Below are 16,532 nucleotides of genomic sequence, written 5' to 3'. Positions count from 1 at the left end.
TTCCTTTTTTATTTATTTTTTGTAAAGCTAATGTCACCAAATTCACTGTGTGCCTTGATAGTAAAACCTTCATTGTTGGGTGTATAATCTAATACATCACCTTTTTTAAAAGCATCTGAATCTCCAGCCTTATCCACAGTGATTGTTTGCTCCCAACGGTTAATATCACCCGTGAAAGCAGTTGTTGTAACACGACCGGTTTTGGCATCGTAGGTATAACTCTTTGGAAGTTCTTTCTTCACTGTCTCATCAAACTGTTTATAGTAGTCTTTTTCTGACAATGAATAACTATCAAAAACCTCCGAGAACTCCTCGCCGTACTGACCTTTCAATTCAGTAACTCTACTTTGGTAAGCCTGATAAAGACCTTTACGATTGTAAACAAAGCTCACTTTTAAGTGAGCCTTATTGTCAGTAATGCTCATTGCTGTATTGATATCGGTGATAAGATCTTGACCTTGTGGTAAAGCATTACTAACTTTATTCTTAGTAGTAGCAGTGTCTTTCAGAGTGGCTAACATTTTCTCACTAAAGGTTGGACTTGTCCAATCGCCCTCAATGCTTGCGGCTCGATAACGGTATCCCATCACGAGACAAACAATCAAAAGTATGGTGAGTATCGCTGCAATCACACCTGATACCATCCCCACAATATTCTTTGAGGTTACTGGCTCCTTTGATTCTTTTACTTGTTGACTAGGATTGAATTGAACACTCACCATCCTATCAGCATTAAACTCTTTAAACCTATTAGTCGCTCTATTCCCTGCTGTAGAAGCCATTGGTGGCCTCAATTCATGAGGCTTGAGAGGATGTGCTGTTTCACCCAAACTAAGCCCTTCTTCTTTTGTCATAGGAATCTCCTTATCTTGCTGTAAGGTTATTATAACAATTCTTAAAGCGTTTTTCTATCTTATCCGGGAAAGTCCTTTATTTTTAATTTGGATAAACACTCTAATATAGAGGATTTCTAGCAAAAAAAGTAGCCCTTATAGAGCTACTTTTGTCTATCGCTTACCCTTTGTAATCAAAGGCAATTTCGATAATTTCTTTCAATTCTGAAATAAGTGGTTCTTTCGGATTAGCTGTTGTACATTGGTCTTCATAAGCATGTTCGGCCAAAGTATAGGCAGTGTCTTGAAGAAGTTTCTTAGTGACACCTTGTCCCTTCCAGTTCATGTCAATACCAACGGCAACACCCAATTCGTATACTTTTTGTGCCAAAACTTCAACCAATTCAGCATCTGATTGTTTGTCAGTACCCCATCCCATGAAACGAGCGATATCTGCGTAATCTTTGTCTGCACGGAAGTAGTCATATTTAGGGAACATAGCGTGTTTTTGAGGATCACGACCGTTGTAACGGATAACGTGAGGCATCAAAATCGCATTAGTACGTCCGTGTGGAATGTCAAACATAGGACCAACCTTGTGAGCGAGTGAGTGGTTGATACCAAGGAAGGCGTTGGCAAAGGCCATACCAGCCATTGTTGATGCATTATGCATTTTTTCACGTGATTCTTCATCACCAAAGCGGTAAGAATGTTCAAGATTTTCAAAAACAAGTTTAATTGCTTGGAGTGAAAGTCCACGTGTATAGTCGCTAGCCATGACTGATACATAAGATTCAATGGCGTGAGTCAAAACGTCCATACCTGTATCTGCTGTAACGCTAGCAGGCACACTCATAACCAAAGCAGGGTCAACGATAGCAATGTCCGGAGTCAAAGCATAGTCTGCCAATGGGTACTTGATATGAGTTTCACTATCAGTGATAACAGCGAATGACGTTACCTCTGAACCTGTACCTGAAGTTGTTGGGATACAGATAAATGTTGTCTTCTGAGCGTAAGGAATCTTGTAAGTACGTTTACGAATATCCAAGAATTTTTGTTTAGCGCCGAAGAAACTTACATCTGGGTTTTCAAAGAACATCCACATAGCCTTAGCAGCGTCCATTGCAGAACCACCACCAAGAGCGATGATAACATCTGGTTGGAAGTCTACAAAGCGTTCCAAACCTTTGTAAACCGTATTCGTAGATGGGTTTGGCTCAACATCCGAGAAAACATCTACTGCTGGTCTGTGGCGGTTAAGTTCCAATTGACGTTTAACCAAGTCTGCATAACCAAACTGAACCATACCAGGGTCACAAACCAACATCACGCGCTCAGCTTCAATGTGACGCAAGTAAGTTATTGAATCTTTTTCGAAGAAGATTTTTGGTGGGACGCGAAACCATTGCATGTTATTGCGACGCTTTGACAATGTTTTGACATTCAAGAGATCAAATGAGCTAACATTGTGTGACACTGAGTTATGACCGTGTGAACCACAACCAAGAGTCAATGATGGAATCATGTTATTGTAGATATTACCGATACCACCTTCAGCTGATGGGCTATTTACCAAGACACGGCAGGCTTTCATGCGAATACCATATTGGAGTTGGAGCTCTTCATTTTCAGTGTGGATAACAGCTGTGTGTCCAAGACCACCCAAATTAAGCATGCCTTCTGCTTTTTTGAAACCATCTTCAACGCCATCAGATTTGATAAGAGCAAGTACTGGAGACAATTTTTCCAAGGCAAGTGGGTGTTCCATTGTTGCATCTGGAATTTCTGCCAAAAGCATTTTTGTACCTGCAGGAACTTTAAGACCAGCTTTTTCAGCAATTTCAATAGCTGAGTGACCTACAATGGCACCATTTACAGCTGTACGAGCTTCATTAAGAACAACTTTTTCCAATTTAGCAATGTCAGCTTTTTTAGAAATGATGACACATTGATGTGCTTCAAATTCAGCCTTAACTTCGTCATAGATAGCTGCATCAACGATAGCTGCTTGTTCAGAAGCACAAATCATACCATTATCAAAAGTTTTTGAAACAATGATATCGTTGACAGCACGTTTAACCTTGGCATCAGCAGCAATATAAGATGGGACGTTTCCGGCTCCTACACCAAGCGCTGGTTTACCAGTTGAATAAGCAGCCTTAACCATACCAGGTCCACCAGTCGCAAGTACTGTGGCGATTTTAGGATGGTTCATCAAAAGACCAGTTGCTTCGATAGAGGGCTCTTCAATCCACTGGATGCAGTCCTTAGGTGCACCTGCTTCAATAGCTGCATCACGGACGATACGAGCTGCCTCTGCAGATGATTTCTGAGCTGATGGGTGGAAGGCAAATACAATTGAGTTACGTGTTTTCAACGCAATCAAAGCTTTGAAAATAGTAGTAGATGTTGGATTTGTTGTTGGAGTTACCCCACAGATAACACCGACCGGCTCAGCGATAGAGACCAAACCTTGCTCTTTATCTTCAGCAATAACACCGACTGTCTTGTCATTTTTGATGCTATTCCAAATGTATTCAGAAGCATACATATTTTTTATAGCTTTGTCTTCATAAATACCACGACCTGTTTCGTCAACAGCCAATTTTGCAAGATACATGTGTTTATCTAGGGCAGCAATCGCAGCTTGGTGAACAATATGGTCCACTTGCTCCTGTGTAAAGTCAGCCATTTCATTGAGGGCTTCAACCCCCTTTATTGCCAATTCATCAATTACTGTTTGAATATCTTTAGTTTGTTTAATTTCTTTAGTCATATAAAACTCCTTTTAAGCACTTGTTAAAAAAATCACAAGCTTTTGAACAATATTATTATAGCTCTTTATCCAATCTTTGTAAACCCTTACAACGACAAAAAATGATGAAATCCATCCATTTTTGGACAGATTTCATCATTATTACCAAATAATCACACGATCTTCTGGGGCACGCCACATGCCGTCACCTTCTTTGACGTCAAATTCCTTGTGGAATTCGTCGAAGTTTGGTAGTTGAACATTGGTACGGAGTTTTCCTGGTGCGTGGACATCAACACTTGCAAGAAGTTGCATATATTCTGTCCGAGCTTTCATGCGCCAGATGCGAGCAAAGTTGGTGAAGAATTCTTCTGCTGAAAAATCTTCCTCTTTCTTAGCGGCTTCAAGGGCTGCAGCGATGCCTCCTAGATCTGCCACGTTTTCAGAAACGGTCAATTTCCCGTTAATTTTAGCACCGTAAGAGTCTTGGCCTTCAAACTGATCGATGACTTTTTGGGTACGAGCGGTAAAGGCTTCGTAATCTTCTGGCTTCCACCAGTCTTTCAAGCTACCATTCTCATCAAAGGAAGCACCATTGGTATCAAAGGCGTGTGAAATTTCATGAGCAATGACCGCTCCAATTCCACCGTAGTTAGCTGAGGAAGATTGATGAAGGTCATAGAAAGGTGCCTGCAAAATCGCTGCTGGGAAGACGATTTGGTTTTGTTGCGGATCATAGTAGGCATTGACCATATTAGCCGGCATGTGCCATTCACTACGATCGACCGGTTGGTTCCACTTGCTCCAGCTATGGGCAATCGAAATTTCGTAGAGAGTCTGAGCATTTTCAACCAAGGTTTTGCTCTCGTCGATAACCTTCTTGGCATAAGTTTCTGGTAACTTTTCAGGGTAACCGATATGAGGTGTGATGACATTGAGTTTGACAATGGCTTTTTCACGAGTCTCAGAGGCGAGCCAATCTGCTTTTTCCAGACGATCTTTGTAAACCTCAATCATAGTTGCAACTTTATGCTCTACGTCTGCTTTTGCTTCTGGTGAGAATTTTTCACCTGCATACCAGAGTCCAAGCGCTTGGCTATATGGTACTTCTGCTATTGATAAGGCTGCTTTTTCTTTTGGACGAGGTTCTGGAATACCTGCAATCGTACGACTATATTCACCAGCCAAAACACGGATTTCTTCCGTCAAAAATAGAGTCCAAGAAAGAGCTGCGCCGAGTTTCAATGCAGCATGAAGGGTCTCCCAGTTGGCTGCTGAGTAGAATGTTGGTGCGAATTCCTTCCAGTAACGCTCTTCTGGCACGATGATTTTATCTGGAGTTTGTCCGATTACTTCTGTAAAGAAGGCATCGAGTGGCAATTCTGGGACCAAGGCCTTGAAATCCGCCCACTCATAGGGATGGTAGAGTTTGTTGTACTCTGATTTTTCTTCGTTCGACAAGACATATTTGGCCAATTCTGCGTCCCCTGCAATCACTTTATCCAGAATATCTTTGATTTCTTCCTCTGAGAAATCAAATTTAGATAAGAGTTTTTCCATCATTTGACGCCAGATAGCCAGTAATTCTGGGCCTTTTTCGTTGCCTTCTTCATAATAGGTCGTATCTGGCAAGATGAGAGCCGGTGCTTCTCCCCACAAGACATTCATTTGGGCATTCTTAAAGTCTGGCGACACGCTAAATGGCAAGAGATTTGGTTTGCCAGCTAGTTCATAGGTGCCCAACTTGCTGGTATAGTCTTCAAAAGAAGACAGAGCCTTGATTTCATTGATCAAGGGCATGGCTGGAGCCACACCAGCTACTTCTCGTGCATCAAAATCAGCTACCATCTTGTGGTATTTGACAAAGTTTTGCAGAATGCTATCTTCGGGTAATTCTTCTCCCCGTTGCCATTTTCCGGTAATATCCAACATCAAGTTTTCGATATCTCGATCCAAGTCCATAAAGCCACCAGTCGAAGGTTTATCATCTGGAATGACTGCTGTCTCAGCCCATTTCCCATTGACGTATTCATAAAAATCATCTTGTAAGCGTGTCATTACACTTCCTCCATCAACATTAAAAGTGCTTTCATTATAACAAAATTCCCCAGCAAAAGCATTTACTGAGGAAAGTTTGGCTTATTTTACTAAGATTGCTAGGGTTTGATAAGGCTTAAGACTTACCTTTTCAGCAAGCTCCGCATCGTCATAGTTGGACAAGAGCACGCGCCCTGCTTGGTATTCTTCTGGAATCTCCACTTCAGCTTCACTTCCATAGAAATTATTGAGCACCAAGAGTTTTTGACCGTCTAAGTGGCGTTCAAAGGCGTAGACCTGCTTGCTATCTTCAAGTGCTGGCTGATAGCTTCCTTCTGAAATGATAGGCATTTCTTTGCGCAAGCGAATCAATTCTTTATAGAATTTAAAGATTGGTCCATCGATTTCATTTTCAACGTTGATGTCTTTATAAGATTTACCAACTTTCAACCATGGAGTGCCTGTTGAAAAACCTGCATTTAGAGAAGCATCCCATTGCATGGGCGTACGAGAATTATCACGTGACTTAGCTTGGATAATCTTGAAGGCTTGCTCAGGAGATTTACCTTGGTCCAAGAGCATTTGATAAGCATTGATGGATTCCACATCCACGTAATCTGCCATCGAGTCATACTCTGGATCGATCATCCCGATTTCTTCACCCATGTAGATGTATGGTGTTCCACGTGACAAGTGGATGCTAGCTGCGAGCATGGTAGCCCCTTCATTACGGAAATTCTTAATATCCACAAAGCGATTCAAGGCACGAGGTTGGTCGTGGTTATTCCAAAAGAGGGCACTCCATCCACCACGATCACTCATTTCCTTGCCCCAGGTGTGGTAGAGGCGCTTGAGCTCTTCAAAATCAAAGGGAGCAATGGTCCATTTTTGTCCATCTTCATAGTCCACTTTTAAATGGTGGAAGTTAAAGGCCATAGACAACTCCTGACGTTCCGGTGCCGAATAAAGAACACAGTTATCAATGGTTGTTGAAGACATCTCTCCGACCGTCATAAAACTATCGTCAGAACCAAAGGTCGCTTCATTCATCATGTGAAGATAATCATGCACGATTGGTTTATCCGTATAAGCCGGTTTCCCTTCATTTTCTGGACAATCTACTAAAACTTCGTCCTTTTCTCAAGTTATTAGCCATGAACAAGTGAACTTCCCTGTATCTGACTTAACCAGTTACCAAGAGCTCATAGAACAACAAGGCATTAAATCACAAACCAACGTTATCTCTCTAGATAAAATCATCGTTGACACCAATCTCTCAGAAAAAACTGGATTTTCAAGAAGCCAACAGGTTTGGCGTCTTATTCGGCAAAGAGTCGTTGATGGCTGTGCCTCTGTCGTTGATATTGATTACCTGGATGCGAGGCTTATGCCTCAACTCAACCGTGGCATCGCTGAGAACTCCATCTATGATTACCTTGAGAATCAGCTCCACCTTAGCATTTCTCATGCCTTTAAAGAAATCACAATTGACAACACTACCGAGCAAGACAAAATCCTCATCGATATCGGTAAAGATCACCACGTCGTCTGCATACGCTCAAAAGTTTATCTGAATAATGGAAATCAGTTTCAGTTCACCGAAAGTCGCCACAAACTTGAAAAATTCAAATTTGTTGATTATGCCAAGCGCCATCATTAAAAGAAAGGGCTCTGCTAACAGAAAAAGTATCGGACACTCTTGTCCGATACTTTTTAGTTTTTACGAATAGAATCTGCTAGATACTCCGCACGAGCGCCACCAATTAACTTAGGACGACTAGCCAAAGCAGTCACATGGGCACCGCCTAATTCTGGAATAATCGGACGAAGAGGAACTTGGACCCTCTTCACATGCATACCAATAGAGGTATCCCCAATATCAATACCAGCCTGAGCGACAATTTCCTCCACCTCAACAGGATCCTTCATATAGTCGAAAGCAGCCAGCTGACCACTTCCCCCAGCGTGCAAGGTCGGAAGAACATTGACAATTTCCAAATCTTTAGCCAGGGCGAGCTCACGCTCAACAACCAAAGCACGATTCAAATGTTCACAGCCCTGAACAGCCAAGTAAATCCCTTTAGGTTCCAAAACCTCAAGAATAGTTTTCACAATTCGTTGACCAATTTCACGGCTAGAGGCTTTGCCGATAGTCCCACCAGCAACCTCACTGGAAGACAATCCCAAGACAAAGATAGCTCCTCTCCCAATAGCTGAACGTTCAACAATATCTTCTACAAGCACACGTGTCTTCTCTTCTAAATCTAGCAACATCACAACAGCCCTCCTTTAGACAACAGCTGTATTCAGGATTCGCACAATAAGATAGTACAGAATCACAAAAAAGACAAGGAAAAATCCCCCTAATAATAATAACTGCCTACGGCGTTTCTTACTTAGGTCCCAGGAGAAACCAAATCCCATCAAAAAAGGACCAACACTATAACTTAGCATAAACCATAAATCTACACGTGCTATATGCCAAAAAGAAGAAATAAAGGCCACCAAACCTATTAAGGATAAGATCCAAGAAAAGTCCCAACGATCTGGTTTAGCAAAAGCCAAGCCTATTAAGAAGCAGCCCAAGGCAGGCATGATAATAAATGATAGGGTCATAAAATAAAACATGCCATTATTATAGCATGTTTTACAGTTTCATGTTAGTGGCGGTTAATAACACCATAAGCAATAGTGAATGCAATAGCAGCAATACCTACAACGATTGCCATGATAGCCCAAAAAATAGTCATCGCACGGCGTCCCTTACGATTGTTGAAAGGAAGTCCCCAACCAACCATGATAACACCTAGCAATCCAAGCCAGATTTTATAAGTGATAACAATCGCCGAATCAAAATAGGCAAAAGCAACCAAACCTAAACCTAGCAAAGAAATCAAATAAGACCATTTACCCTTAAAAAATGAAGGCAAGGCCCAACCAAATAACACTAAACCTAGTAGAGCAAGAGCTCCACCACCAAAAAATACAGGTACAATATAATTATCAAACATATTCATATTATAGCATATCTTAAAAAGTTAGGAAATAGAATCTATCAACCAAAGCCATATCTACTCTTTAAAATTTGTTCACTCCCAATCACAGATTAATTGGCAGATACTAACTATTTATTTGGGTACAAAAAAACAAGACCCAGAAAGGACCTTGTTTTAATAAGCTAATTAAGCTTTGTTTGCGCTACATCTATAATCAAAACGAACTGAAATTTAGAAATCGGGGGCAAATTTGTGGCAAAACATAAGAAAAAGGCTTGTCCACATTGGACAAACCCTTTATTTTCAAGCTTATATAGTCTAATTAAGCTTTGTTTGCTGAACCGAATACGTCGATACGTTCTTCAACAGCTTCTGTAATAGCTTCGAAACCTGGTTTCAAGAATTTACGTGGGTCGAAGAGTTTCTTCTTATCGTATTCTGCTTCATTTGCTTCGTATTCAGCAACAAATTTACGTGTTGCGTTAGCAAATGCGATTTGACATTCAGTGTTAACGTTAACTTTAGCAACACCAAGTTTGATAGCTGCTTGGATTTGATCGTCAGGAATACCTGATCCACCGTGCAATACGATTGGGAAGTTAGGAACAGCTTCTGTCAATTTTTGCAAGTGGTCAAGGTGAAGCCCGCTCCAGTTTTCTGGGTAAGGACCGTGGATGTTACCGATACCTGCTGCAAGGAAGTCGATACCAGTTGCAACCATAGCTTTAGCATCTTCGATTGGTGCCAATTCACCATCACCGATGATACCATCTTCTTCACCACCGATTGTACCAACTTCAGCTTCAACTGATACACCGTTAGCGTGTGCAAATTCAACAACTTTAGCTGCTTTTTCAAGGTTTTCTTCAACTGGAAGGTGTGAACCGTCAAACATAACTGAAGTGTAACCTACACGGATACATTCCAAAGCATCATTGTAGTGACCGTGGTCAAGGTGAATAGCAACTGGTACAGTGATACCCATTGATTCAACCAATTCTTCGATGAGAACTTTACACAATTTGTAACCACCCATGTACTTAGCTGCACCCATAGAAGTTTGGATAAGTACTGGAGCTTGTTTAGCTTCTGCTGCACGCAAGATAGCTTGAGTCCACTCAAGGTTGTTTGTGTTAAATCCACCAACTGCGTAACCATTATCACGAGCTGCTTGGACAAATTTTTCTGCTGAAACGATTGCCATTATAAAGGCCTCCTATATTTTTTTGGGTTTGAACCCGTTTACAAGTTTATTCTATCACAATTAGACTCAAAAAACTAGCTTTTCTACAATTTGTAAGCGTTTTGATTTTTTAATACAAAAAAACCAGTCATCTGACTGGTTACTCTGCGGAAAGAGGGACTTGAACCCTCACGACCTAAAGCGGTCACAGGATCCTTAGTCCTGCGCGTCTGCCAATTCCGCCATTTCCGCTAACAACATTAGTTATTATATCAAGATTGACAACTCGTGTCAATACTTTTTTTGAAAGTTTTTATAATTTTCTCTTGTCTCTTTCGAAACAACTACTATATAATACCATTTATTGTTTGCTGACGTCAATACTTTTTTGCCTTTTTTTAAATTTTTTAGCAAAAGTTATCTATTATATCTTTTATCAAAGGTTAAGATAAACTCTTATTCAGTTTATCTAATTTCTCTCTAAGGGGAGCTAAGTAGACTTCTTCTCCAAAACCACGCGATTTTAATCCATCCTCAGCACAAGCCAATAACGATTCTGTCAAAGGTAAAATCATTTTGAGATCTGTAGCAGAAATATCTTTTTTCGAAAATAAACGACGAATTCTAGGAAAATCATAGTCAAATGCTTCAAAAAAAGGTGAGTCATTCAAAATATTTTCCAGATTTTCCAAATTGACTAAAAGACCAAGGTGAAAGGCTGCTGGTGCAAAGGTTGATGAGAAAGGTTGGGTACAAACACTGCGAAACTCAATCGTCCCTCGTGTCGTTAAATCTTGGAATTGATAAGAACGGTGAGTCTTAAAATCTTCCTCACTTGGCTCAATAGTGGTTACTTCGCCATGAATAGAGTGTGCCTTGACAGATGACGTACTTAGATAGTCTTTAGCACGTATTGGTTCAAAATAGTAGGTTTCATCACCACGCTTAGCAGTAAAAATGGCTGTCTCAGACAAGTAAGAAAAATAGTCATCTTCGCTCTTAAACACCTTGGGAAATACCCCTGCATTTTCCTCAAACACACCATGCATGGAATTCTCCCAGAAAACATCACGAGAAAGCGCTAAATCCCAATCTGAGCCCCAAAATTCAGAGTTTGCCAATAATACTGCTTTGGGTCCCTCTATTTGATTAAAAGCATTTAAAACCCTTAAATAGGACGTTTTTGAAACATCTAACTGTACCTGACTCCCACAGATGAAAGAACCATATTCTGGATAATCATGAAAGAAAGTATCGTTCTTTGCTTTAGATAACTCGAGAAAATCCATAAGCATCTCATAACGAGGAGATTTAACAGGTCTGTTGTCATTTTTTACCCAGTTTGGATTCACTCCCCAACCTTGCAACTCATGATTATGATTCTGCAGATAAGGTTGGATTATACCAAGGTAAGTATCCAAACGTTCCTCAACCTCAGAGATTCTTTCAGCCTTTGCAAAAGCAAACTCAATCGTATTGTAGGAGACTTCAAAAAGAATCATATCTCCAGAAGCTTTATCAATAAGCTGAATAGGATTGTTATCAGAATCATACTTATCAGCTTGAAAATCAAAATTATCTAAGAGATAGACTAGTAACTGTTTTGTAAGAGAGACATCTGTAGCATTACCACTCAAATTAACAACTGGGTATTCCAACTCAATCCCCACAAATAATTCCGGTTGCTCCTTAATTGGCTCATAATACCTTTGCTTAAGCAGTTCCTTGGCTGTTGTCAAAATAATGTCCCCCTTTTTGAAATAAGCTTATTTCATTATATCAAAATATTCAGACGATTTATAGCCCAAAAAAACGCCTGCTTACGAAAAATAACAGTATTACCTTTCGTAAACAAGCGTTACATGCTTATTTATTCCCATTTTTATGATGAGTGTTCCCGCTAGGCGTATGCCTAGCGGTAGACCAGAGCTAGACTAAGAAAAGCTAAGCTATTCCATCATCATAACACTCAACAAAATTGATAAAAATTAAACAAGTTCGATGATTGCCATTGGGGCAGCATCGCCACGACGTGGTTCTGTTTTAAGGATACGAGTGTATCCACCGTTACGTTCAGCATAACGAGGTGCGATTTCTGAGAAAAGTTTTTGAAGAGCAGTTGTTGATGTATATTTATCAGTTGCTTCATCATAGCTTTCAGATGCAATTTCGTTACGTACAAATGCAGCTGCTTGACGACGTGCGTGCAAATCACCACGTTTACCAAGAGTGATCATTTTTTCAACTGTTTTACGGATTTCTTTAGCACGTGCTTCAGTTGTAACGATTGCTTCGTTAATGATAAGATCTGTAGTCAAATCACGAAGAACCGCTTTACGCTGTGAGCTTGTGCGTCCAAGTTTACGGTAAGCCATGTTATCCTCCTATATTATTATTTATCATTTTTGAGTCCAAGTCCAAGATCAGCCAACTTAACTTTGACTTCTTCAAGAGATTTACGACCTAGGTTACGGACTTTCATCATTTCAGGCTCAGTTTTTTCTGTCAAATCATGGACGGTATTAATACCGGCACGTTTCAAACAGTTATATGAGCGTACAGACAAATCAAGTTCTTCGATGGTACGGTCAAGCACCTTTTCATCGTTCACTTTTTCAGTTTCTTTCATTACATCAGTAGCTTTAGCAACATCAGTAAGGTCAGTAAACAAGTTCAAGTGTTCAATCAAAACGCGAGCCGAGAGACCGAGGGCATCTTCAGGGATGATTGTTCCGTTTGTCATGATTTCGATTGTCAATTTATCAAAACCATCGTTGCTACCTACACGGGCAGGTTCAACTTGATAATTGACTTTTTTCACTGGTGTGTAGATTGAATCTACAGCCAATGTTCCCACTGGTGCATCATCTTTCTTGTTTTCATCTGCTGGAACATAACCACGGTTTGTAGCTACTGTCATAGTCGCTTTCAAAGAAGCTCCTTCAGCGATAGTGAAAAGATAATGATCAGGGTTAACAATTTCAATGTCGCTATCAGTCAAGATATCTCCAGCAGTAACTTCAGCTGGACCTTGAACATCAAGTTCAATTGTTTTTTCGTCTTCGACGTAAGATTTTACAGCAAGTCCTTTAATATTAAGGATAATTTGCATCACGTCTTCACGGACGCCTGGTACGGTATCAAATTCGTGGAGTACTCCATCAATCTTAATTGATGTTACGGCAGCACCTGGAAGTGATGACAAAAGTACACGACGAAGAGAGTTACCCAAAGTTGTACCATAACCACGTTCTAGTGGTTCGATGACAAATTTGCCGTAATCTTTATTTTCATCAATTTTTGTTATTATTGGTTTTTCAAACTCAATCATTTATTATACTCCCTCGAAACGAACCTTGTGTACTATTGTTATTAAAGATTACACACGACGACGTTTTGGAGGACGACAACCATTATGTGGTACAGGTGTTACATCACGGATTGCTGTTACTTCAAGACCTGCAGCAGCAAGAGCACGGATAGCAGACTCACGACCTGAACCAGGACCTTTAACAGTTACTTCAACTGTTTTAAGACCATGTTCTTGTGCAGATTTAGCAGCAGCTTCTGAAGCCATTTGTGCAGCAAATGGTGTAGATTTACGAGAACCTTTGAAACCAAGAGCACCAGCTGATGACCATGCTACAGCGTTACCATGCACATCTGTAATCATAACAATAGTGTTATTGAAAGTAGCGTGAATGTGAGCAATACCAGATTCGATATTCTTTTTCACACGACGTTTACGTGTTGGTTTAGCCAATGTTTTTACCTCCTATTTTATTTTAATTATTTTTTCTTACCTGCAATCGCAACAGCTTTACCTTTACGAGTGCGGGCATTGTTTTTAGTGTTTTGTCCACGGACAGGAAGTCCACGACGGTGACGGATACCACGGTATGAACCGATTTCCATCAAACGTTTGATGTTAAGGTTAACTTCACGACGAAGGTCACCTTCAACTTTGATTGCATCCACTTCGCGACGGATAGCGTCTTCTTGATCATTTGTCAAATCTTTAACGCGGATGTCTTCAGAAACGCCTGCAGCAGCCAAGATTTTCTTAGATGTTGCAAGTCCGATACCGTATACGTAAGTAAGTGAAATTACTACACGTTTATCGTTTGGAATGTCAACTCCAGCAATACGAGCCATGATTTCTCCTTTCTATATTATCCTTGACGTTGTTTGTGTTTTGGATTTGTTGGACAAATTACCATAACACGACCGTTACGACGAATAACTTTACAGTATTCGCAAATTGGTTTAACCGATGGTCTTACCTTCATGTTTCAATCCCTCCAATTATTTCGATTATTTAAAGCGGTATGTGATGCGTCCACGTGTCAAATCATAAGGACTCATTTCAACAGTCACACGGTCACCGACCAAAATACGAATGTAGTTTTTACGGATTTTACCAGAAACTGTCGCCAAAATTTGGTGTCCATTTTCCAATTCAACAGTAAACATAGCATTAGGCATAGTTTCTACAACTTTACCTTCAATTTCAATCACGTCTTCTTTTGCCACGCAAAAGTACCCCCTAAAATTTCGATTTGATTTCCTCTGAGCACAGAGGTAACAATTATAAGTCAGACTAAAGTATTATAACATGCTTAAGTCTGATACGCAAGTAAGATTATATAATTATTTAATTGCTGCAATCGCTTTTTTAACATCAGCGAATACATCGTCGATATCTTGGTTACCTTGAATATCAGATACAAGACCAAGCTCACGGTAATGTGCAATAATTGGCTCACCTTGAGCAATATTCACATCCAAGCGGCGTTTCACTGTTTCTGGTTTGTCATCTTCACGTTGGTAATAGTCTTCTTCCTTGTAGTCAGCTGGTGGGTTGAATACTTTATGGTAAGTTTCACCTGTTTCGCGGTGAATAATACGACCACTCAAGCGTTCAAGAAGGCAAGATGGATCCACTTCGATATTGATTACTCCATCAAGCTCCAAACCAAGATCAACCAAGATTTGATCCAAGGCATGAGCTTGTTCGATTGTGCGAGGAAAACCATCCAAAAGGAATCCTTTTTCCTTAATGTCGTCTTGAGCCAAACGCTCTTTAACGATTCCGTTTGTTACTTCATCTGGTACCAATTCACCTTTATCGATGAATGATTTGGCCAAAACACCCATTTCAGTTTGGTTAGCCATAGCAGCACGGAACATATCACCAGTTGAGATGTGAGCTACACCAAATTCTTCAACAATTTTTGCAGCTTGAGTCCCTTTACCAGCACCTGGTAGACCCATAATTAAAAGATTCATCTTACGAACTCCTTATTTTTGTTTTCAAATAACTCTATCAAGGTTTTAACACATTGGTAGAGTTATCAAAAAACAAAAGAGAAGGGACAGAAAGTAACCTTTCTTTCCCTCTCAATTGTTCATGAGAAGACTTAGTCTTCAAGATTCATAAACCCAACGTACTGACGTTTCAATAGGTAACCTTCGAGTTGTTTCATACCTTCGATACCAGTTGAAATCAAGATCAAGAGAGATGTACCACCAAGCGCGATTGAGCTTGTAAGGTGCATAAACTGTTGAGCCGCAATTGGAGCCAATGAAATAAACGCGAGAAATACAGCCCCGATTGTTGCCAATCTCTTAAGCAATGAAGACATGTACTTTTCAGTCTCACGACCTGGACGAACACTAGGAATGTAAGACCCATTCTTTTGAAGATTTTCAGCAGTTTTTTCAGGATTTACTTGGACAAATGTGTAGAAGAATGAGAACAAGATAATCAATATCGCGTAAGTGATCATTCCACTAGGTGTATTATACGAGAGTAGTCCTTGTAAGTGAGATAACCATGTAACCTTCGAGAAGAATGGAAGAATAGTACTAGGAATTGTTGTAATCGAGCTAGCAAAGATAACGGGAATAACACCAGCTGGATTTACTTTCAATGGAAGATAAGAACTCGTTGGAGCCCCTTGAACCAATTTAGTATATTGAATTGGAATTTGATATTCTGCCTGTTGAACAAATGTCGTAAAGAAGACAATCGCCAAACCTACCACAATTAGCAAAGCAACTATGATATATGAACGAGTTAATTCGTCAGCACGAACATTGACAAAGAAATCCTCGTAAATTGTTGAGAACATTTTTGGAATAGAAGCAATGATCCCTGAAAAGATAATCATTGACACACCATTACCAAAACCTTTATCAGTGATTTGTTCACCAAGCCATGTCACAATTATGCTACCAGCAGTTAGAATTGTCCCAATCAATAGGTAGGTTGAAACATTTGGTGTTTTAACCAATGAAATTGATGAGAGAGTATTAAAACTTGCTGTAATACCAATCGATTGAACAAAGGCTAAAACAAGAGTAATATAGCGAGTCGCTTGGTTCAATTTACGACGACCAACTTCCCCTTGTTTGCCCCACTCCACAAATTTCGGATAGATATCCATCTGCAAAAGTTGGACAATGATTGATGCTGTAATGTAAGGACTAACCCCCATCGAGAAGATAGAGAAGTTATTCATGGCATTACCAGACACCAAGTTAAGCATGTTCAAGAAAGGTAAATCACTTAATTGTTTCAAACTTTCCGCATTGATACCAGGAACTGTTACATGAGTCCCTACACGAAAAACGAAAATAATGAAGATTGTAAATAAAATCTTATTACGAACGTTTTTGACTTTCAATGCGTCTTTTAATAGTTTAAAGAACATAATGAGTTA

At 40.0% G+C, this 16,532-nt stretch carries 16 protein-coding genes, 1 tRNA gene and 2 pseudogenes; 1 reads left to right on the top strand and 18 read right to left on the bottom strand.

The genetic code is table 11. The features are described from left to right. Positions 1 to 8: 8 nt before the first annotated feature. The 4 genes and pseudogenes from HMPREF2637_RS01470 to HMPREF2637_RS01455 all read right to left on the bottom strand — a co-directional run. The gene (locus HMPREF2637_RS01470) at positions 9 to 854 is read right to left on the bottom strand and encodes a hypothetical protein (protein WP_022496088.1); all 846 of its coding nucleotides are present in this window, start codon (positions 852 to 854) and stop codon (positions 9 to 11) included. A 160-nt stretch (positions 855 to 1,014) separates the two neighbouring features. Next, positions 1,015 to 3,612: a bifunctional acetaldehyde-CoA/alcohol dehydrogenase gene (adhE, locus tag HMPREF2637_RS01465; protein ID WP_022496087.1), complete on the bottom strand. Its 2,598-nt coding sequence runs from the start codon at positions 3,610 to 3,612 to the stop codon at positions 1,015 to 1,017. Positions 3,613 to 3,753: 141 nt separating this feature from the next. After that, a complete protein-coding gene (locus tag HMPREF2637_RS01460) occupies positions 3,754 to 5,649 on the bottom strand; it encodes a M13 family metallopeptidase (RefSeq protein ID WP_064523541.1) in 1,896 nt (631 codons plus the stop codon). A gap of 81 nt (positions 5,650 to 5,730) precedes the next feature. Beyond that, positions 5,731 to 6,765: pseudogene (locus HMPREF2637_RS01455) on the bottom strand (alpha-amylase family glycosyl hydrolase); the annotation flags it as partial. On the opposite strand from HMPREF2637_RS01455, the pseudogene HMPREF2637_RS01450 reads away from it, so the two are divergent. After that, a pseudogene (locus HMPREF2637_RS01450) lies at positions 6,761 to 7,288 on the top strand (UTRA domain-containing protein); the annotation flags it as partial. The pseudogenes HMPREF2637_RS01455 and HMPREF2637_RS01450 overlap by 5 nt on opposite strands. A 53-nt stretch (positions 7,289 to 7,341) precedes the next feature. Here the strand turns inward: HMPREF2637_RS01450 and HMPREF2637_RS01445 are convergent. From HMPREF2637_RS01445 to secY, 14 genes are all read right to left on the bottom strand, one after another. Then, positions 7,342 to 7,902, bottom strand: coding sequence for a TIGR01440 family protein (locus HMPREF2637_RS01445; protein WP_064523547.1), 561 nt, complete (start codon positions 7,900 to 7,902; stop codon positions 7,342 to 7,344). Between the two features lie 15 nt (positions 7,903 to 7,917). After that, positions 7,918 to 8,256 carry a hypothetical protein gene (locus HMPREF2637_RS10735; protein ID WP_073686482.1) on the bottom strand — a complete coding sequence of 113 codons (339 nt, stop codon included), beginning with the start codon at positions 8,254 to 8,256 and terminating at the stop codon, positions 7,918 to 7,920. 32 nt (positions 8,257 to 8,288) lie between these two features. Beyond that, positions 8,289 to 8,645: a hypothetical protein gene (locus HMPREF2637_RS01440; protein ID WP_064523551.1), complete on the bottom strand. Its 357-nt coding sequence runs from the start codon at positions 8,643 to 8,645 to the stop codon at positions 8,289 to 8,291. Positions 8,646 to 8,946: 301 nt separating this feature from the next. After that, positions 8,947 to 9,828: a class II fructose-bisphosphate aldolase gene (locus HMPREF2637_RS01435; protein ID WP_002887043.1), complete on the bottom strand. Its 882-nt coding sequence runs from the start codon at positions 9,826 to 9,828 to the stop codon at positions 8,947 to 8,949. 145 nt (positions 9,829 to 9,973) lie between these two features. After that, positions 9,974 to 10,059: transfer RNA gene (locus HMPREF2637_RS01430), tRNA-Leu, on the bottom strand. 191 nt (positions 10,060 to 10,250) lie between these two features. Then, a complete protein-coding gene (locus HMPREF2637_RS01425; protein ID WP_070838926.1) occupies positions 10,251 to 11,546 on the bottom strand; it encodes a glutamate-cysteine ligase family protein in 1,296 nt (431 codons plus the stop codon). A gap of 249 nt (positions 11,547 to 11,795) precedes the next feature. Continuing rightward, entirely contained in the window at positions 11,796 to 12,182 is a 387-nt protein-coding gene (gene rplQ, locus HMPREF2637_RS01420; protein ID WP_002885709.1) for a 50S ribosomal protein L17, read from the bottom strand. Between the two features lie 17 nt (positions 12,183 to 12,199). Then, the gene (locus HMPREF2637_RS01415) at positions 12,200 to 13,138 is read right to left on the bottom strand and encodes a DNA-directed RNA polymerase subunit alpha (RefSeq protein WP_002887046.1); all 939 of its coding nucleotides are present in this window, start codon (positions 13,136 to 13,138) and stop codon (positions 12,200 to 12,202) included. Between the two features lie 48 nt (positions 13,139 to 13,186). Further along, complete coding sequence (gene rpsK, locus HMPREF2637_RS01410) at positions 13,187 to 13,570, bottom strand: 30S ribosomal protein S11 (protein WP_002885718.1); 384 nt, start codon at positions 13,568 to 13,570, stop codon at positions 13,187 to 13,189. 26 nt (positions 13,571 to 13,596) lie between these two features. Beyond that, a complete protein-coding gene (rpsM, locus tag HMPREF2637_RS01405; protein ID WP_002885820.1) occupies positions 13,597 to 13,962 on the bottom strand; it encodes a 30S ribosomal protein S13 in 366 nt (121 codons plus the stop codon). A 17-nt stretch (positions 13,963 to 13,979) separates the two neighbouring features. Beyond that, positions 13,980 to 14,096 (bottom strand): 50S ribosomal protein L36, encoded by a 117-nt coding sequence (rpmJ, locus tag HMPREF2637_RS10730; protein ID WP_000868345.1) that lies wholly within the window; start codon positions 14,094 to 14,096, stop codon positions 13,980 to 13,982. 25 nt (positions 14,097 to 14,121) lie between these two features. Further along, positions 14,122 to 14,340: a translation initiation factor IF-1 gene (infA, locus tag HMPREF2637_RS01400; protein WP_001040189.1), complete on the bottom strand. Its 219-nt coding sequence runs from the start codon at positions 14,338 to 14,340 to the stop codon at positions 14,122 to 14,124. A 117-nt stretch (positions 14,341 to 14,457) separates the two neighbouring features. After that, complete coding sequence (locus HMPREF2637_RS01395; RefSeq protein ID WP_021144709.1) at positions 14,458 to 15,096, bottom strand: adenylate kinase; 639 nt, start codon at positions 15,094 to 15,096, stop codon at positions 14,458 to 14,460. Positions 15,097 to 15,227: 131 nt separating this feature from the next. Next, positions 15,228 to 16,523 (bottom strand): preprotein translocase subunit SecY, encoded by a 1,296-nt coding sequence (gene secY, locus HMPREF2637_RS01390; protein WP_064523557.1) that lies wholly within the window; start codon positions 16,521 to 16,523, stop codon positions 15,228 to 15,230. Positions 16,524 to 16,532 lie beyond the last annotated feature (9 nt).

The sequence above is a fragment of the Streptococcus sp. HMSC065H07 genome (assembly GCF_001837325.1).
GTDB lineage: Bacteria > Bacillota > Bacilli > Lactobacillales > Streptococcaceae > Streptococcus > Streptococcus salivarius_H.
Note: the sequence above shows the minus strand (reverse complement) of the source record. Positions and strands in the feature narration are given on the sequence as shown.